This is a genomic window from Mesonia sp. HuA40 (assembly GCF_008017835.1).
In the GTDB taxonomy this organism is placed as follows: Bacteria; Bacteroidota; Bacteroidia; order Flavobacteriales; family Flavobacteriaceae; genus Mesonia.
This window is the reverse complement of record NZ_VRLT01000032.1, coordinates 26,354-42,584: the sequence shown is the minus strand read 5'-3', so window position 1 is coordinate 42,584 and position 16,231 is coordinate 26,354. Positions and strand designations below refer to the sequence as shown.

Genomic DNA, 16,231 nt, shown 5'->3' with positions numbered 1-16,231 from the left:
TTAATTTTTTTTATCGATAAGTTCTGCGCTTAATTTACCTGATATTAAGGAGGGCGGCACCCCTGGACCGGGAACGGTTAGTTGTCCTGTAAAATAAAGTCCGTTAACTTTTCTACTTTTAAGTTTTGGCCTTAAAAATGCTGTTTGCAGCAAAGTATTGGCTAACCCATAAGCGTTCCCTTTATAGGAATTGTAATCGTTTACAAAATCATTCACGCAATAACTTTTTTTAAATATAATATTTTTTTTAACTTTTTGTTGAGTTATTTTTTCAAATCTACTTAAAATTTTGTCAAAATAAGATTCGCGTAGTTGTTCATTGTCCTCAATTCCCGGTGCCAGTGGAATTAAGAAAATACCTGCTTCTTGACCATCGGGAGCAGCCACCTTATCGGTTTTGGAAGGGAAACTAGCATAAAACAGCGGTTCTTCTGGCCAACTAGGCTTATCGTAAATACTGTAAGCGTGAGCTTTAAAATCTACGTCAAAAAACAAGGTATGATGATCTACGTTCTTTAATTTTTTATCGAAGCCTACATAAAAGAGCAGGGACGAGGGAGCAAAGGTTTTTTTAGACCAATACTTTTCGCTGTATTGGCGATAGTTTAAATCGAGAAGGCTTTCGGTGTGATGATAATCGGCACCACTCAAAACAACGTCTGATGGAATAAACTTTTCATTGCATATTAGTCCCTCTACCTGAGCTTTTTTATTTACCTTAATCTCACTGATATTCGACTGGGTATGAATGCTAACCCCTAAATCTTGAGCTAATTGGGCGATTCCTCTTATTACTTCAAACATTCCGCCTTTAGGGTGCCAAGTACCTAGACCTAGATCGGCATAATTCATAAAATTGTAAAAAGCCGGGGTGTCACTTGGCTTGGCTCCTAGGAATAAAACTGGGAATTCTAACGCCTGAATCAATTGCGGATTTTTAAATCGTTTACGCACCTTTTGGGCAATAGTGCTAAAAAATTGCCCTATCTTTAGGGTTGTTTCTGGAGTGATTAATTCTAGAGGTGAAATTCCTGGTCTATAAACCAAATCTTTGATTGCAATGCTGTAATTATCACGAGCTGCTTCAACAAATTTAGCTAGACTTTTGGAGCTTCCAGGTTCTATACGTTCAAATTCTGCATAAATTTTATCGAGTGTATCCCCTATAATCATACGTTCATTTTGATCAAAATAAATACTGTAAGCCGGACTTAGTTTAATCAACTCATAATAATCGCTGGGTTGTTTATCGAAATCAGCAAAAAAACGCTCGAATACATCAGGCATCCAGTACCATGTTGGTCCCATATCAAATGTAAAACCGTCTTTTTTGTATTGACGTGCCCTGCCACCAATGCTTTCATTTTTTTCATAAACCTTCACCTTGTGTCCGGCTTTAGCTAAATAACATGCTGCGGACAAACCGGCAAATCCTGATCCTATAATAGATATATTTTTCTTCATTAAATGGAGCGTATAAGTTTAGTTGGGTTTTCGTAAATGTTTATTTGTGGTGGTAAATCTTCTAAATTTAATTCTTTGGTTTTTAAACCCAGTAAGGCTAATTGATAACGATCTGAATCTTCATTTGCCAAAATTTTATCATAAAATTCTTTTAGATACGCTTCTGGGCTTTCAGGTTTTATGGTAAAAACACTGACGAAATAGACCGATTTATTTTGACTTGTAAAACTGGTCAAGTCTTCTAATGGAATAGAGTGACCTAAATATACTACTTTATAACCTAAGCTAAGCAAGGAATACTGTAGATAAAGCAGGCCAATATCATGTATTTCATTATTGGGCAAGAATAAGATAAAGACTTTTTCTTTATTAAATTCAGGCTCGATTTGCAATTTTTCGATACTGCTAAAAAGTTTTTGTCTAATAAGATGCGAGATAAAATGCTCGTGCGCTGGTTTTACCGTATTAGTTTGCCATAAATCACCTATTTGCTTTAGCATTGGAACAAACACTTCTTCAAAAATTTCTTGAAAAGTCATTTTTTCAAGTAGTGTATTGTAGGTGTTAAGGAATAAGCTTTGATCAAAATTATACATCGATACAAAAAAAGCTTTTATGGCTCTATTCTCTGCATTATTGGCCGTCCTAATTTCATGGGTAAGCTTATCAATCTCAGCGCAATCCAGTTTTGAAATTCTAGATATTTTATATCCATTTTCATTTAAGAAGGCAATATTCAACAAGCGCTGTAGGGCCTTAGTGTCGTAAACCCTTATGTTGGTATCGGTACGTTCGGGCTTTAAAATGTGGTATCTTTTTTCCCAGATCCTTATGGTATGTGCCTTAACTCCGCTAAGGGCCTCGAGATCTTTAATGTTAAATTGGTTTTTTACATATTCCATAACTCCTAAGTCTTATTGTCAAAGCTAATCAAACTTAGTTTATTTTTGTTTAAATAAAAAGTTAAAACATTAAACAAAATAAATTATAGTTTTAAAAAATAATTTTTTAAAGCATAATATGTTGTAAATCAAATTGGTGTAGGTGTTATAATTTTTAGAACCTTATCAACCTATAGGTTGTTGATATTGAATCATATTTTCTTATTTAATTTAAATCTAAATAAAAATAAATAATTAGCTTTGCATCCAGAAACGTAAAATTTACAGGCTTGCGGTTATTAATAATGTGTTTTTTCTTACCGATTAGTATTTTAGCGCAACAAAGACTAAGAGGTGTTGTGCAAGATGCTAAAACCTTGGAGAAGTTACCTTATGTAAACGTTATCAATTTAACCACTAATACTTGGGTGCTCACCGATGAAAAAGGAAATTTTAGTATTGGGGTGGGTGAATTAGAAAAGGTAGAATTGCAATTTCAATTATTAGGAAAAAAGACGGTTACTCGATGGTTTAATACTAAAAACAGCCTAAAAGACATCAAAATTTTTCTTACCGATGAAAATTTGCGCTTAGATGAGGTGGTGGTAAAAGCTACCAAAGGCCATACTTTTTCTGAGGTTCTTTTTGAAGAGGAAGCCATAAATCAAGTGCAAGCTTTCTCGCTTAATGAAGTTTTAGAACAGCTACCAGGACAGCAAATCAGCAATTTTAGTTTAAACGAATTTAAGCCTATTGCCTTTAGGACGGTGCGACCCAATACGGTTTCAGATGATGGTTTTGGCAATAAATCTTTTGGAACTGCTGTGGTGGTTGATGATATACCCCTGAGCAATAATGAGAATATGCAGAGTTATACTGCCAATATGGCTTCTCCTTTTGCGGCTAATTATCTAGGCTTTGGTGATAACCGTGCAGGAACCAGATTTAACGGCACCTTTTCGAATGCTAATTTTGGAGTAGATCTTAGGCAAATAGCTACACAGAACATAGAAAAAATTGAAGTGGTACAAGGGATTCCTTCGGTTAAATATGGCGATCTTACTTCGGGTTTAATTAAAATTGATCAAAAAGCTGGGCGTTCGCCTTATTTGGCCTACGCTTCTTTGCGAGAAGGTACTACAGAATATGGAATAAATAAAGGATTGACGCTTCCTGGCAGATTAGGCTTCTTAAATGTTTCGACTAGTTTCTTAGATGCACAAGCAAATCCGCGTGAAGCTTATACCAATTATAGAAGAGTGAATAGCCAAGTGATGTGGAGTTGGGCCAATAAAGAGAAAAACATCAAAAATTCGCTTAGCTTGCAATATGGGTTTCATTTAGATGATGTAAATTATGACAAGGAGGAGCGCAATGAAAAGAAAGTAAAGAACGAGCAAAAAGATTGGCGCTTAACCAATAGGTTTAGCTACCATTTTAAGCCTAAAGCTTTTCTAGATTATTTTGATTTCAATGTTAATTTTAATTTTTCTTCGCAGTATAGTTTTGAAAGTAAAGCGGTAAATAACGGAGGTAAATTGGTTGGTTTTGGAACACGCGAAGGGGTATATGAAGGTGTTTATACCGCACCACGCTATACTTCTGTTAAAGAGGTAGAGGGTAAGCCGTTATCGTTTTATGCTGCAGGTTTGGTTTATAAGTCTATTAGCAATTTAAACAGTACCCATAATCTTTCGGCTGGTTTTAATTACCGATTAAGCGATAATTTAGGAGCAGGTCGATTGGGTTCACCAAAAACCAGTATCAGTCAGTTTACCAATCAGACCGGTTCTGGCTCTTCAGCTTTTAGACCGTATAATTATGCCGATCAAGTTCAAGCCGAATCACAAATTTCTTTTTTTTTAGAAGATGATTTCACTCGTTTTTATACCAATAAAACGTTGCGAATCACGGCGGGATTGCGAGCCAATCTACAAAATGAATATTTAAGTCTATCTCCACGGGTAAATTCGGCTTTGATTTTTAACAAAGTAAAATTAAGAGCTGGCTTTGGTCTTACAGCCAAAGCTCCTTCGCTGAATCAGATTTATACCGGTTACAGGTATTATGATGTGGTCTTAGCCGATTTTAGGTATCCTGGTGTGTATAATATTGGTGCCATTCAAACTTTTGTAGAGCGCGAAGATAACCCCAATGTAAAACCCTCGCGTAGTTTAAGAACGGAGTTAGGCGCCGATTATAAATTTGGATTTGCTACGCTAAATATTACCGCTTTTTATAACAAACTTTTTCAAGGAATCTCCAGTCAGTCGTACGCCGTTCGTCGTGATTTAGCCGAAGTAGCTATTGATGATAGCGACTTGCAAAACCCAGAATTGCAAATCACAGGTTATAGGCCCTATTACTATACTGAGTCACAAATCGCTAATGTTTTTGAGTCAGAAGACTATGGGGTAGAAACATTTCTAAATTTTCCGTCTTTGGTGTTTAAGCAGTTAACTTTTGGTTTGCAAGCCAGTTATGTGCGCACACAAGACTTTCCTGGTAATGACCGATTTGTAAAATCTTCAGATGCATCTACGCCGATTCAATTTGGGTTATATAAACGTGGAATTGTAAACCGAGAGAAACTTAATTTAGGAGGGAACCTAAGTTATCATATTCCACAAATAGGTTTGCTAATCAACGTTCGGTCAGAACATATAATAATTGATAATTATCAGCGAGGAGCGTCGCTCTACCCGTATGCCTATATTGATAGTTGGTTAAATAAAGTAAGTATAGCACCAAATGAACAAAACAATACCAATTTATTTGGTGACATTATAAAACCAGACGCAGGTTATGTTCAGCCGCAAACCGAGGTATATCACAACTACCATTTGCGTATTTCTAAAGATTTCCTTAACGGATTTCGTTTTAGTTTTTATGTAAATAATTTCTTAGATCTAAAACCAACCCGGCTGGTGATAGAAAATGGTCAATTGGTGAAGCGTACCAATCCAGATGTAGTACAGCTTTCATTTGGAACTAAAATAGAATATCAATTTTAAACAATAACAAATATAAAATCAATAACAATGAGATTAATTCAATTCGGTTTTGCACTTTTAGTGCTATTAGGCTTAAGTGCTTGCTCAAATGATGATGATTTTGGAGGAAGCGGACTACAAACCCAAAGTTTTTCGGTTTATTTAAATTACGACGATCAACGTTTTAACGGAGAACCTGTAAACCAAGGAGAGGTAGTTCTAACCAATACCAATACAGGAGATGCATATAAAGCCACATCGGGCAGTAACGGTTTAGCTAGCTTTGAAGCGGTACTACCTGGTACTTATAATGTATCGGCTAGTTTAACGCTTGATGCGCAAGCTTTCGAGCAAAATTTTGGTTACGCTCCAAGCGGCAATGAGGTTATATTTAATGCCAGTCAAGAAAATGTTGTTGTGAACGCCAATACACTTTCGGTTAATTTAACTTTAGACGCCGCTAGAATAGGAGATTTAGTAGTCAAGCAAATATACTACGCCGGTTCAGACACCAAAAATGGAGCGCTTTTTAGAGATCAATTTATCGAAATTTATAACAATTCTAACGAAGTAATTTATGCAGACGGTTTATATGTTGCGCAATTATATGGGCGATCAAAAACCAATAGTGCAGCCTACACCCTACCAACTGGTCAATTTGATTGGAGTCAATCTATAGGTATGAGCATGGGCATTAAAGCTAACACAGATTACGTGTATGCAGATTATGTATTGCAAATACCTGGTACAGGAACCGATTACCCCTTACAACCAGGAGAAAGCTTCGTAATTGCTCAAAATGCCTTAAATCATAAACAGCCTTTAGTAGACAATAATGGTGATCCTATAGAAATTGGTGATCCATCGCTTACGGTAGATTTAAGCTCGGCAGAATTTGAGGTATATTTAGGAGACTTTAGAGTAGCCATTGGTGAGCAGCCTTACCAGTGGGATATTCAAAACCCGGCAGTGCAAGATGTAAATTTAGCATTCTGGGGAAGAGAAAATTATTTTAGCAATAATAAAGACTTTGTATTAGATAGTTTTGGGAGAGATAGTTTTGCCATTTTTAGAGCAGACGACCAAGATTTTGCTGCGTATGCTAATTATAGTGATCCCTCTGTGGTTCAAATTGAAGATAACACTAATTTTTATCTGCAAATACCCGTGGCTCAGTTAATTGACGGAGTAGATTTGCAGCACTATAACCCTTCGTCTCAACGTCCAAAAATGTTGCCTCCTACGGTAGATGCTTCCGCGATAAGCGTAGACGGTATATATAACTCACAAAGTGTTATGCGTAAAACTAAAACTACCGTTAATGGTCGTGTAATTTTAGAAGACAGCAACAACTCGGCACTTGATTTTAAAGTGATGAATAAGGCTATCCCTAAAGGATTTTAAATAATAAACTATGCTAATCAAAAGAGGTTGTATTATTTTTCTGTTGGCGTTTTGGGCAAATTTAAGTTGGGCACAGCTTAAAGATAGTATAGATTTAAGTCAAAACACCTACCATAAAAACAACTTGCAAAATCTGTTGGAGCAACCTCTTTTGTATAGCAAGTACCGTTTTAAAAACTTTACACAAAGCAGTGTAGCTTTTGTGCAAGAAAAACGCCAACTCAAACGGGTGCAAACTCCTTCAAAAAACACCGAATGGAGTTTTAATACAAGAGGTTTATATGCTATTAATTCACGGTTGAGGTTGTACGGCAAATTTTTATTTACCAAAAGTTTTGAAAAAGATTTAGGCTATACTTTGGGTTTAGAGCGCAGTACCAACCGGCCTGTGTTAGATCCGCATTATTTCTTTGCGCCCAAAAAAGCCGATTGGGAAAGTCAATTCTACCAAATAGCAGGAGGAGCAAGTTACTTGTTAAGCAAAAATTGGTCTTTTGCTTTGAATGTAGCCTATGAGAATCAACAGGCCTACCGTTTGCAAGACCCTAGACCCGAAATTACCGCTGCCTTTTACAAAGCGAATGCCCACCTAGGTTACACTCAAGGAAAGCATAAAATTGCAGCACAAGCAGGGATAGGACGAAGAACCGAAAACCACCAATCGCTTTATGTAGATGATGCATTAAACTCGCCCGCATATCCCGATACTTTCACCCAATTTACTTCGGGTTATGGCTTGGTGACTTTTAATGACTCTTATTTCAAACATTTACGAAGAGAAATACCCAAAACTTGGGGTTTCGCCTACCAATATTCAGCCACTAATTGGGTGCTTTCTGGCGCTTATACTTATCATACTGGTGTGAGCAAACTCTATGCAGCTGATGCCAATAATCAGATTTATTATGATGAAAATTTAGTTAGTCACGCCTATCGTAAAGAAAAACAAGAATTGCGCATTCAAACAGATTATGAGGGTAATAAACTGGATGCTTCTTGGGGTTTACATTATAAACATACCCAAGGGGATAATTATATTGAACAAGCTGGGGGGCAAAATTTTAGGTTAACCGAAGAACAAATCGGTTTAAATTTAAAGCTTTTGAGAGAAGAGCAGAAGCGTATTTTGTGGCAAACCCAAGCTAATATGAATTTGTTTGTAGGAGAATATATTGACCTGTTGGGCTATACGCATAAAGAAATACAAACTTTAGTAACAGAAATCGAAATAGGTCGTACGCTATATCAGAAAAACAATCATAATTTATTTGTTGCTTTACAAAGTTTGTATTCTCACGCTTTACAACAAAAATTGGACTGGCAGCAAGTAACAGAAAATACAACTTTTATAGATGATGTTGTGTTTCCCGATCATGCTTATGAAGGAACCAATAGGTTGTTAACCGGGTTAACTGCGGCCTACACTCGATCTATTGATAACGAAAGAAGTTTAAGATTGCGTCTGCAGTACGCACTAGAAACGGCACTCCACCCAGCCGATGAATATTTAAATTTTGATGCGAATAATAAAATCAATTCCTTTGTTGGATTTTGCATCACCTTATCCTATTAATGCGATGAAAAGAATTTTATATATTATACTATTGATTGCATGCTTTGGATGTCAAAACAAGCAATCGAAATCAGATTCTTATAGTGTTATCGAATTAAAAACACGCTATGGCAGCGGAGATTTCACGCAATGGCCTGATGCCCTTGTAGACGCTAGTGTAAAAGATTTTCAAGAAATCGGAAGTCTTCCACCATTATCCATAGCCGAGGATGATTCACTTTACAAAGCTAAAAGGCAATTGGGTAAATTGCTTTTCCATGATCCTAGGCTTTCGGGAAGTAAACAAATAGCTTGTGCTTCTTGTCACGATCCCGATTTGGGTTGGGCCGATGGAAAACGGGTGGCCCACGGTCATAATCGGGCAACTGGTGAGAGAAATACCATGTCTATTTTAAATATCGCCTACTTTTCTTCATTTTTTTGGGATGGAAGAGCTGAAACCTTGGCGGAACAAGCACAGGAAGCCATGGAGAATCCCATTGAAATGAATCAGCATATGCAAGTATCTATTAAATCTATTCGCGAAATACCTGGTTATGCACCTTATTTTAAGCGGGCTTATGGGGAGTCTGAAATCAGTAGTGAGAAACTATTAGAAGCTCTGGTCGTTTTCGAGAAAAGTATTGTGAGTCGCAAAAGCAGATTTGATCGTTTTATCGCAGGTGACACCACTCAACTCAGCAATGATGAGGTTCAGGGTTTACATTTATTTAGAACAAAAGCGCGTTGTATCAATTGTCATCATTCTCCCTTATTTTCTGACGGGCAATTTCATGATTTAGGCTTATCTTACTACGGCCGTAAATATGAAGATTTGGGTAGGTATCAAATTACTAAAAAGGCCGAGGATGTGGGTAAATTCAAAACACCATCTTTACGTGAATTGGCGCATACCGCCCCCTACATGCATAATGGTTTGTTTCCGCACTTAGAAGGTATAATTAATATGTATAATGCGGGTATGGTTAGTTTAAAACCGAATAAGGCACAACAAAAAGATAGCCTTTTTCCAGTGAAATCGGAGTTGTTAAAGCCGCTAAATCTCAACACAAAAGAACAAGAACAACTTGAAGCATTTCTATTAAGTTTGTCTTCTACCATATATAGGGAGCCTGCACCTGAACAATTGCCTCAATAATTAAGATAGTGCCTGTAGACTTGATCGCCTTTGTTTATATTGTTTCTAAATCAAATCTATCTTATATTTGGTTATAATCTTAAAAAATTAATGTTATGGCTATAAGAATGGGAAATAATTGCGTTAATTGTAAAAATGCAAATGATGCGATGCAATGTAAAGTTCATGAAGTAAAAGTGAGTGCTAATTATACTTGCGATCAGTTTGATATGAAGTCAGAAATTCAAAACGAGCGAAATTGTTTAACTTGTTTACGATATGAGGGACCAACGTGTGCGCATCCGCAGAAAGCAGCAGAGGGTATGTTGTGTTCGAGTTGGGCGCCAGATACGGCAGCATAAGAATATAAAATGAAAACAAAAAAACCGAGTATTCGCTCGGTTTTTTTTGCTTTAATAATTCGTGGTAAATCACTTAGTTGCACGAAAATCTTGAGATAAACGAGTTAAAATACTTAGCACCCAATTCAGATCTAGGAAGGTAATAACCCGAGTTTGGTTCTCTGATAGGTATTACTATCTCTTGAGTTGTTAAATATTTTATTGGATATTAAAAAAGGCCATTCTTTCCCTAAATCTATTCAGTATGGGATTATAATAAAGATATTGTAGGGTATTAGAGATCTTTATTGTGCCCAGGATGGGAGTCGAACCCACACGCTCTAATGAACACATGGCCCTCAACCATGCCTGTCTACCAGTTCCAGCACCTGGGCGTTTGTAAGGTGCAAAAGAGTGCTTAAACACGTGAAGATAATTACTTTTGTATAATTTTACTTCGGTAAATTATGGTTTAAACAACAAACCCTGCTAAAAAAAAGCAGGGTTTTGTGATCTGGCTGGGGCTCGAACCCAGGACCCTCTCCTTAAAAGGGAGATGCTCTACCAACTGAGCTACCAGATCTTAATTTTGTTACATTTAATTATAACAACTTTAAAAAGAACAATTCCTATTACAGGTTTCTTTGATTGATTTAGTTGATAATTTCTTTTGAAATTGTGAAAAGATCATTGTTAATATAAATCTTTAGCTCAACAAAAATCAGAACTTAAAAAGTGATCTGGCTGGGGCTCGAACCCAGGACCCTCTCCTTAAAAGGGAGATGCTCTACCAACTGAGCTACCAGATCTTTTCAATATTTTATTGCCTGAACGCGGGTGCAAATATATAATCAATATTCAAATTATCAAGAAAAAAATAAGAGAATTTTCCTATATTTCAAAAAAAAAGAGAATTCAATAAAATTTGTGTTTATGAAAATAGTTTTGATGGGGTATATGGGCAGCGGGAAATCATATTATTCTCGGCTGTTAGCTAAGGAGTTAGGATTTAAATATCTTGATTTAGATTTAGAGATCAAAAAAAAAGTAGGAAAAAGTATAAGCGCTATTTTTTCTAGCCGAGGAGAAATCTTTTTTCGTAAACTTGAACATGAAATGCTTGAAGAACTATTAAAAACTCAAGATAATTTTGTTTTGGCCTTGGGAGGAGGAACACCCTGTTACGGCAATAATTTAGAGTTGATTGCAAAAACAACCAACTTAAAGAGTATCTACATAAAACGAGATTTAAATTATTTGTTGAATGTGTTATGGAAAGAAAAAGCCAAACGCCCTATGATTGCTCATTTAGATAAAGAAGAAGACCTAGAAGACTTTATTCGCAAGCATATGTTTGAGCGCCAATATTATTACCAGCAAGCAGACTTAAGTTTAAAACCATCTAATGACCTTGATGATACATTAAATGCACTAAAGCAATTACTCTAATAAATACGCCGTGTAAGGGCTATCAAAATTAACTTTTACCGTTTCGCTTAAAGAGGTAGACAGCGATAAACCAACGAAATCTGCTTTAACAGGGTATTTTTTGTGACTTCGATCTACTAATACGGCAGTTTGTATTTTTTTTACCGGTTGGTCGAGAAAAAAATTAACGGCGTATATCAAGGTAGAACCACTATTTAATACATCGTCGACAATTATAACCGACTCATTTTTATATTCTGAAGAGGAAATACTGGCCTCAATTCCGTTTAACGGATTTTTTTTATCCAATTTTAGACTCACTAGCCGAATATTTATACCACTTATTTCTTCCAAGCAAGTTTTAATTTTTTCAGCGAAAGTAAAACCTTTGTTTTTAATACCAGCCAGAATTATTTGTGATTCATTTAAATTACTCTCGTAAATTTGAAAAGCAATACGTCTTATTTTGTATTCAATTTCTTGTTGGTTAAGGATGGCTGTTTTCATCTTCTTTAAAATTAGAGTCGTTGTCGGTTAATTTATTCGGATCTTGGGGTTGGTCAAACCAATCATCAATATCACGACGGTCTTTTTTTGTGGGTCTTCCGGTCCCTTTCTTTCGGTAATAATCCTTGCTATACTTTAGTAAATCGAGCTTTTCTAAATTCTCTTTTGGTGTAATATCGGTGGCGTAGATCGAAACCAATTTAGCTCCAACACGTGATGGTGGTAAATCGAGCACACGCAGTTTATAATTAATTTGATTTTTGCGCACTTCAATTTCATCTCCTGGGTAAACCTCACGAGATGGTTTTAATGCATCGCCGTTTATTTTTACGTGGCCTTTTTTACAAGCTTGCGTAGCAATACTTCTTGTTTTAAAATACCGAACGCACCACAAATACTTATCTACTCGCATAAATCTATTTTGCATTTAAAAACAAAAATAAAAGAAAATTGTATCTTGCAGGCTTAAAATTAAGAAATGATGAAAGTAAAAAATTGGATTTACGGTCTGGGTGTTGCTTGTCTTTTAGGAATTGCAGCGTGTAGCTCCGATGACGACGGCGGCAGTAAGGTTAAATTGAGAGATTATGCAGAGGTTTACGAGGAAAATCGTGTTGAAATTGAAGAATACCTAAAAACGCATTTTTTCAAAGTGCGTACCGATGTCAATAATCCAAGCCTTAAACATATTGTTTTTGACACCATAGCGGGAGCTAATGCCAATAAGGTTTCTATATTCGACTCACCCGAGTTAAAGTCTAAAACCATAGCAACCAATGATGTAAATTATACCTTGTATTATTTGCAAGTGCGAAAAGGAGCAGAAACAGCGTATCAACCTACTTTTGCCGATAACGCTATTGCAGGCTATGCTGGATATCGATTAAATGGTGATAATTTTGATGGTAGTGTAAATCCCGTCGAATTCACTTTGCCTACCTCTTTAAATGGAAGTGTGATTCGTGGTTTTATGTTGGGATTGATTGAGTTTAGCGGAGCGTCTGACTTTACCGAAAATAACGATGGAACCATCTCTTATGCCGATGATTACGGGATTGGAGCTGTTTTTATTCCATCTGGTCTAGGGTATTATGCCACACCGCCTAGTGCTAGTATTCGTGCCTATGAACCTATTATGTTTACCTTCCAACTTTATGCGGGAAAACAAATGGATCATGATAATGACGGAATTCCTTCTTATTTAGAAGATAAAAATAACAATATGTTCTTTGATGATGATAGTGATGGCGATAGAATACCAGATTTCAATGACCCCGATGATGACAATGACGGAGTGCCTACTGCCGATGAATTAGAAGTAAATGATCTTAATGAAGACGGAATTATTACTGCCGATGAAATTAATTTTATCGATACCGATAACGATGGCACACCAGATTATTTAGACCCTAAAGTTTTTTAGGCTTTATTACGAAATGTCATTGAATTAAAACACCCACATTTATATCTTTAAGTGAGGGTGTTTTTTTTAGTGCTCGTCAAAAACAGCTAAGCAAAATATTTAGAGAAAACCTACGTTAAATACTATAATTACTTACATTTGCGCCTATGCAAAAATACGGGGTTATTTTGTTTTTAATACTGGGTTGGCGTCTTTCGGCTCAAATAGGAGGACAAGCAACTTATCAGTTTTTAAACCTATCGGCATCACCCAAGCAAGCTGCTTTAGGAGGTAAAAATATTACAGGATATTCTTATGATCCTACAGATGCTTTATACAATCCCGCTGCGATTAATGCCGAAATGGATAACCAAATTTCTCTAAACTATATCAATTACCTGGCCGATGTAAATTATGGCTCAGCTTCCTATGCTTATTTATTTGATAGAAGAACCCAAGTTTTTCATACAGGAATACAATATATTAATTATGGAAGTTTCGATGGTTACGATGAGTTTGGAAATGCAACTGGTAGTTTTAGCGGTGGGGAAGCCGCCTTGTCTTTTGGATATGCCTATAACCTACCGAGAACAAATTTTTTCATAGGAGCCCATCTTAAATTAATTACCTCTAAACTAGAGCAATACACCTCGATGGGTGGAGCTATAGATCTGGGAATCACCTATTATGATGAAGATTTAAAACTGGTGATTGCCGGAGCACTACGAAATTTAGGCACGCAATTTACAACCTACCATGAACTGCAAGAGTCTTTACCTACTGAATTTATAGTAGGTATTTCGCAAACCGCATCAAACATCCCCGTTCGTTGGCATATAACTTTTGAGAACCTTCAAGAATGGAATATAGCCTTTAGCAATTCTAACCGAAATGAAATCGATCTCAATGGTAATGTAACCAAAGATGATCCTAGTTTTTTTAATAATGTATTGCGACATACCATTGTAGGTGCCGAATTTTTTCCTGAAAGTGGCTTTAATCTAAGACTGGGTTATAGTTTTCGTAGGGGAGAAGAGTTGCGTATACTCGACCAAAGAGCTTTCGCCGGGATCAGTGCAGGCTTATCGATTAAATTTAATAAAATCAGACTCAGTTATACTTACGCACAATTTAGTAGCGCTGCAAATGCGAGTTTCTTTGGCTTAATTATCGATTTGCAAAATAGGTATTAACCTATACTTATACTTAGGTATTTGAAACTAGCTTTCTAAATGGGTCAAGCCGAATTTAATTCAATTAAAAAAGCTAATTTTGCTTTGAGAAATAATATTGATTTGAAAAAGATTATCATTGCCATTGACGGGCATTCAAGCACAGGAAAAAGCACTATTGCAAAACAACTCGCAAAAGAATTAGAATATATTTATGTAGATACAGGTGCAATGTATCGGGCGGTAACCTATTACGCTATGAATAAAGGGTTTATAAGTGAAGATCATTTTGATAGTAAGGGTTTAATAGCGCAATTGAATGATGTTAAGTTAAGTTTTGTCTTCAATGAGGATAAAGGCTTCGGCGAAATTTACCTTAATGGTAAGAATATAGAAGAAGCTATAAGAACTTTAAAGGTTTCTAATTTTGTGAGTGCGGTTGCGGCTGTTCCCGAGGTTAGAAAAATGCAGGTAAAGCAACAACACGAGTTGGGAAAAAACAAAGGAATTGTAATGGATGGTCGTGATATTGGTACGGTGGTTTTCCCCGAAGCTGAACTTAAGATTTTTATGACCGCTTCCGCGGATACCCGTGCTAAAAGGCGCTATGATGAGTTGAGAGCTAAAGGAGAAAAAGCTCAGTTTATCGAAGTATTAAAAAATATTCAAGAACGTGATTATGTCGATAGTAATAGAGAAGACAGTCCGCTTAAACAAGCCGAAGATGCAGTTTTGATCGATAATAGTAATATGGATGAAAAAGAGCAGTTTGCCGTTGTAAAGCAAATGGCGATTGACAAAATCAGGCAGGTAAACAGCTAAATTTTAGAACATAAAAAAATCCGCTTCGAACAAGAAGCGGATTTTTTGTTTAAAACATTTTATATGTGTTCCTAGATCTGTTCAAAGTCTTGATCTTCTCCTAAATTTGCTTTACGTACATTAATGGCTTTCCCGTCTTCATCAATTACAAATGCTACAACTTCAATATTTTGAGAATTATCCACGTTGCTTGGCACAGCTATTTCGTAATTCACGCTATACACATCATTAATAAATTCTTCTTTAGGAATGTTATCTCCTAATAAATCAGTTAAACTGCTTCTTAAAACATGGTTGTGTTCAAAATCTGGAACAGGATTTACGCTGTTATAATAAGTGGTGTAATTTTTCTGTTCATAAATTAAACCATTTTCCAAAACATAAACAACGAGTTTTAAATCTCCAAAATTTTTGGCCTTTTTTACATTCACTGCAATATTTAGCTGATTATTTGCTAAACTATTAGTGATGGCTAATCCTAATTTGGGGTTTTCTCCTTGAGTTAAATCAAGTACTTGATTTACATATTCGGTTTCTGGATTTTTCCATAAAATGGTACGATTTAAAAATCCTTTAGGATATCCTGGTGTATTCAATAAGTTTTCTAAAACACTGGCATCATAATTAAAAGGATCATAAGTAGCGCTATTCGGATTTGAGCTATCTCTGTGAATGGCCACTGCCACGGCATTGTCTGTACTAGTAAAAACTTGTTCAATAGCCTTGGCTACACGTGTACAATACCCGCACCAAGTACCTGTATAGTCTTCAATAAGAACTCGTTTTTTAAAGTTAATTTCGCTACCATCGTGGTAATTAAAAACAACTTCATTAGACTTTAAATTGTCATAAGTGGCATAGGCTCTATATTCACCGGTTTCATTTGATGTAAATGTGTCGCCTTGAATGGCTTCACCATTAACGTAAATAGTAGTGAGCGCTGTGATTTCTTCTCCTCCTTTAGTGGCCGTAAAAACAATGCTATTGTCTATTAAACTCGAGACATTATTGGTGCTTAGCAAAATAGGGTCCTCAGAAGGTAAAATGGTATAATCTTCTTTACAACCTGTAAAACTAAGGCTAATTAAAAAAACAAGGATGAGTGTTTTAAAATGATTCATTTTAAT

14 protein-coding genes and 3 tRNA genes are annotated in these 16,231 nt (G+C 36.0%); 9 read left to right on the top strand and 8 right to left on the bottom strand.

Annotated elements, in window-relative coordinates; translation table 11 throughout:
- The gene (locus FT993_RS08180) at nucleotides 1-1,464 is read right to left on the bottom strand and encodes an NAD(P)/FAD-dependent oxidoreductase (RefSeq protein ID WP_147862064.1); all 1,464 of its coding nucleotides are present in this window, start codon (nucleotides 1,462-1,464) and stop codon (nucleotides 1-3) included.
- A complete protein-coding gene (locus FT993_RS08175; RefSeq protein ID WP_147862063.1) occupies nucleotides 1,464-2,366 on the bottom strand; it encodes a MerR family transcriptional regulator in 903 nt (300 codons plus the stop codon). Before FT993_RS08175 ends, FT993_RS08180 begins: the two co-directional genes overlap by 1 nt.
- A gap of 269 nt (nucleotides 2,367-2,635) precedes the next feature.
- Between FT993_RS08175 and FT993_RS08170 the strand changes: the two genes are divergently transcribed.
- The 5 genes from FT993_RS08170 to FT993_RS08150 all read left to right on the top strand — a co-directional run bounded on the left by FT993_RS08170 (nucleotide 2,636) and on the right by FT993_RS08150 (nucleotide 9,794).
- Nucleotides 2,636-5,359, top strand: a complete 2,724-nt coding sequence (locus FT993_RS08170) for a TonB-dependent receptor (protein ID WP_147862062.1) — start codon at nucleotides 2,636-2,638, stop codon at nucleotides 5,357-5,359.
- Between the two features lie 27 nt (nucleotides 5,360-5,386).
- On the top strand, nucleotides 5,387-6,742 hold the full coding sequence (locus tag FT993_RS08165; RefSeq protein WP_147862061.1) for a DUF4876 domain-containing protein: 1,356 nt from the start codon (nucleotides 5,387-5,389) through the stop codon (nucleotides 6,740-6,742).
- A 10-nt stretch (nucleotides 6,743-6,752) separates the two neighbouring features.
- Complete coding sequence (locus FT993_RS08160) at nucleotides 6,753-8,315, top strand: DUF6850 family outer membrane beta-barrel protein (protein ID WP_147862060.1); 1,563 nt, start codon at nucleotides 6,753-6,755, stop codon at nucleotides 8,313-8,315.
- 4 nt (nucleotides 8,316-8,319) lie between these two features.
- On the top strand, nucleotides 8,320-9,453 hold the full coding sequence (locus FT993_RS08155; RefSeq protein WP_147862059.1) for a cytochrome-c peroxidase: 1,134 nt from the start codon (nucleotides 8,320-8,322) through the stop codon (nucleotides 9,451-9,453).
- Nucleotides 9,454-9,548: 95 nt separating this feature from the next.
- Nucleotides 9,549-9,794, top strand: a complete 246-nt coding sequence (locus tag FT993_RS08150; protein WP_147862058.1) for a hypothetical protein — start codon at nucleotides 9,549-9,551, stop codon at nucleotides 9,792-9,794.
- A 290-nt stretch (nucleotides 9,795-10,084) separates the two neighbouring features.
- On the opposite strand, the gene FT993_RS08145 is transcribed toward FT993_RS08150, so the two are convergent.
- From FT993_RS08145 to FT993_RS08135, 3 genes are all read right to left on the bottom strand, one after another.
- Nucleotides 10,085-10,168, bottom strand: a tRNA-Leu gene (locus FT993_RS08145).
- Between the two features lie 115 nt (nucleotides 10,169-10,283).
- A tRNA-Lys gene (locus FT993_RS08140) sits at nucleotides 10,284-10,356 on the bottom strand.
- 153 nt (nucleotides 10,357-10,509) lie between these two features.
- Nucleotides 10,510-10,582 (bottom strand) — tRNA-Lys (locus FT993_RS08135).
- 124 nt (nucleotides 10,583-10,706) lie between these two features.
- Between FT993_RS08135 and FT993_RS08130 the strand changes: the two genes are divergently transcribed.
- Nucleotides 10,707-11,222 carry a shikimate kinase gene (locus tag FT993_RS08130; RefSeq protein ID WP_147862057.1) on the top strand — a complete coding sequence of 172 codons (516 nt, stop codon included), beginning with the start codon at nucleotides 10,707-10,709 and terminating at the stop codon, nucleotides 11,220-11,222.
- Here FT993_RS08130 and FT993_RS08125 read toward each other — a convergent pair.
- Both FT993_RS08125 and FT993_RS08120 read right to left on the bottom strand, forming a co-directional pair.
- The gene (locus FT993_RS08125) at nucleotides 11,214-11,708 is read right to left on the bottom strand and encodes a phosphoribosyltransferase family protein (protein ID WP_147862056.1); all 495 of its coding nucleotides are present in this window, start codon (nucleotides 11,706-11,708) and stop codon (nucleotides 11,214-11,216) included. The two genes, FT993_RS08130 and FT993_RS08125, sit on opposite strands and share 9 nt — an antisense overlap.
- On the bottom strand, nucleotides 11,689-12,120 hold the full coding sequence (locus FT993_RS08120; RefSeq protein WP_147862055.1) for an RNA-binding S4 domain-containing protein: 432 nt from the start codon (nucleotides 12,118-12,120) through the stop codon (nucleotides 11,689-11,691). Before FT993_RS08120 ends, FT993_RS08125 begins: the two co-directional genes overlap by 20 nt.
- A gap of 66 nt (nucleotides 12,121-12,186) precedes the next feature.
- On the opposite strand from FT993_RS08120, the gene FT993_RS08115 reads away from it, so the two are divergent.
- From FT993_RS08115 to cmk, 3 genes are all read left to right on the top strand, one after another.
- Complete coding sequence (locus tag FT993_RS08115; RefSeq protein ID WP_255504449.1) at nucleotides 12,187-13,131, top strand: FKBP-type peptidyl-prolyl cis-trans isomerase; 945 nt, start codon at nucleotides 12,187-12,189, stop codon at nucleotides 13,129-13,131.
- A 146-nt stretch (nucleotides 13,132-13,277) separates the two neighbouring features.
- Nucleotides 13,278-14,303, top strand: a complete 1,026-nt coding sequence (gene porQ, locus FT993_RS08110; RefSeq protein WP_147862054.1) for a type IX secretion system protein PorQ — start codon at nucleotides 13,278-13,280, stop codon at nucleotides 14,301-14,303.
- A gap of 102 nt (nucleotides 14,304-14,405) precedes the next feature.
- Nucleotides 14,406-15,104, top strand: a complete 699-nt coding sequence (gene cmk / locus FT993_RS08105) for a (d)CMP kinase (RefSeq protein WP_147862086.1) — start codon at nucleotides 14,406-14,408, stop codon at nucleotides 15,102-15,104.
- A 71-nt stretch (nucleotides 15,105-15,175) separates the two neighbouring features.
- Here cmk and FT993_RS08100 read toward each other — a convergent pair whose 3' ends face one another.
- Nucleotides 15,176-16,225, bottom strand: coding sequence for an Omp28-related outer membrane protein (locus FT993_RS08100; RefSeq protein ID WP_147862053.1), 1,050 nt, complete (start codon nucleotides 16,223-16,225; stop codon nucleotides 15,176-15,178).
- Nucleotides 16,226-16,231 lie beyond the last annotated feature (6 nt).

What these genes read in the sequence shown, in the direction of transcription:
- FT993_RS08155 (WP_147862059.1), top strand. Translation starts at nt 8,320, where the DNA reads ATGAAAAGAATTTTATATATTATACTATTGATTGCATGCTTTGGATGT.
- FT993_RS08160 (WP_147862060.1), top strand. Translation starts at nt 6,753, where the DNA reads ATGCTAATCAAAAGAGGTTGTATTATTTTTCTGTTGGCGTTTTGGGCA.
- porQ (WP_147862054.1), top strand. Translation starts at nt 13,278, where the DNA reads ATGCAAAAATACGGGGTTATTTTGTTTTTAATACTGGGTTGGCGTCTT.
- FT993_RS08165 (WP_147862061.1), top strand. Translation starts at nt 5,387, where the DNA reads ATGAGATTAATTCAATTCGGTTTTGCACTTTTAGTGCTATTAGGCTTA.
- FT993_RS08150 (WP_147862058.1), top strand. Translation starts at nt 9,549, where the DNA reads ATGGCTATAAGAATGGGAAATAATTGCGTTAATTGTAAAAATGCAAAT.
- FT993_RS08100 (WP_147862053.1), bottom strand. Translation starts at nt 16,225, where the DNA reads ATGAATCATTTTAAAACACTCATCCTTGTTTTTTTAATTAGCCTTAGT.
- FT993_RS08120 (WP_147862055.1), bottom strand. Translation starts at nt 12,120, where the DNA reads ATGCGAGTAGATAAGTATTTGTGGTGCGTTCGGTATTTTAAAACAAGA.
- FT993_RS08125 (WP_147862056.1), bottom strand. Translation starts at nt 11,708, where the DNA reads ATGAAAACAGCCATCCTTAACCAACAAGAAATTGAATACAAAATAAGA.
- FT993_RS08115 (WP_255504449.1), top strand. Translation starts at nt 12,187, where the DNA reads ATGATGAAAGTAAAAAATTGGATTTACGGTCTGGGTGTTGCTTGTCTT.
- FT993_RS08130 (WP_147862057.1), top strand. Translation starts at nt 10,707, where the DNA reads ATGAAAATAGTTTTGATGGGGTATATGGGCAGCGGGAAATCATATTAT.
- FT993_RS08175 (WP_147862063.1), bottom strand. Translation starts at nt 2,366, where the DNA reads ATGGAATATGTAAAAAACCAATTTAACATTAAAGATCTCGAGGCCCTT.
- FT993_RS08180 (WP_147862064.1), bottom strand. Translation starts at nt 1,464, where the DNA reads ATGAAGAAAAATATATCTATTATAGGATCAGGATTTGCCGGTTTGTCC.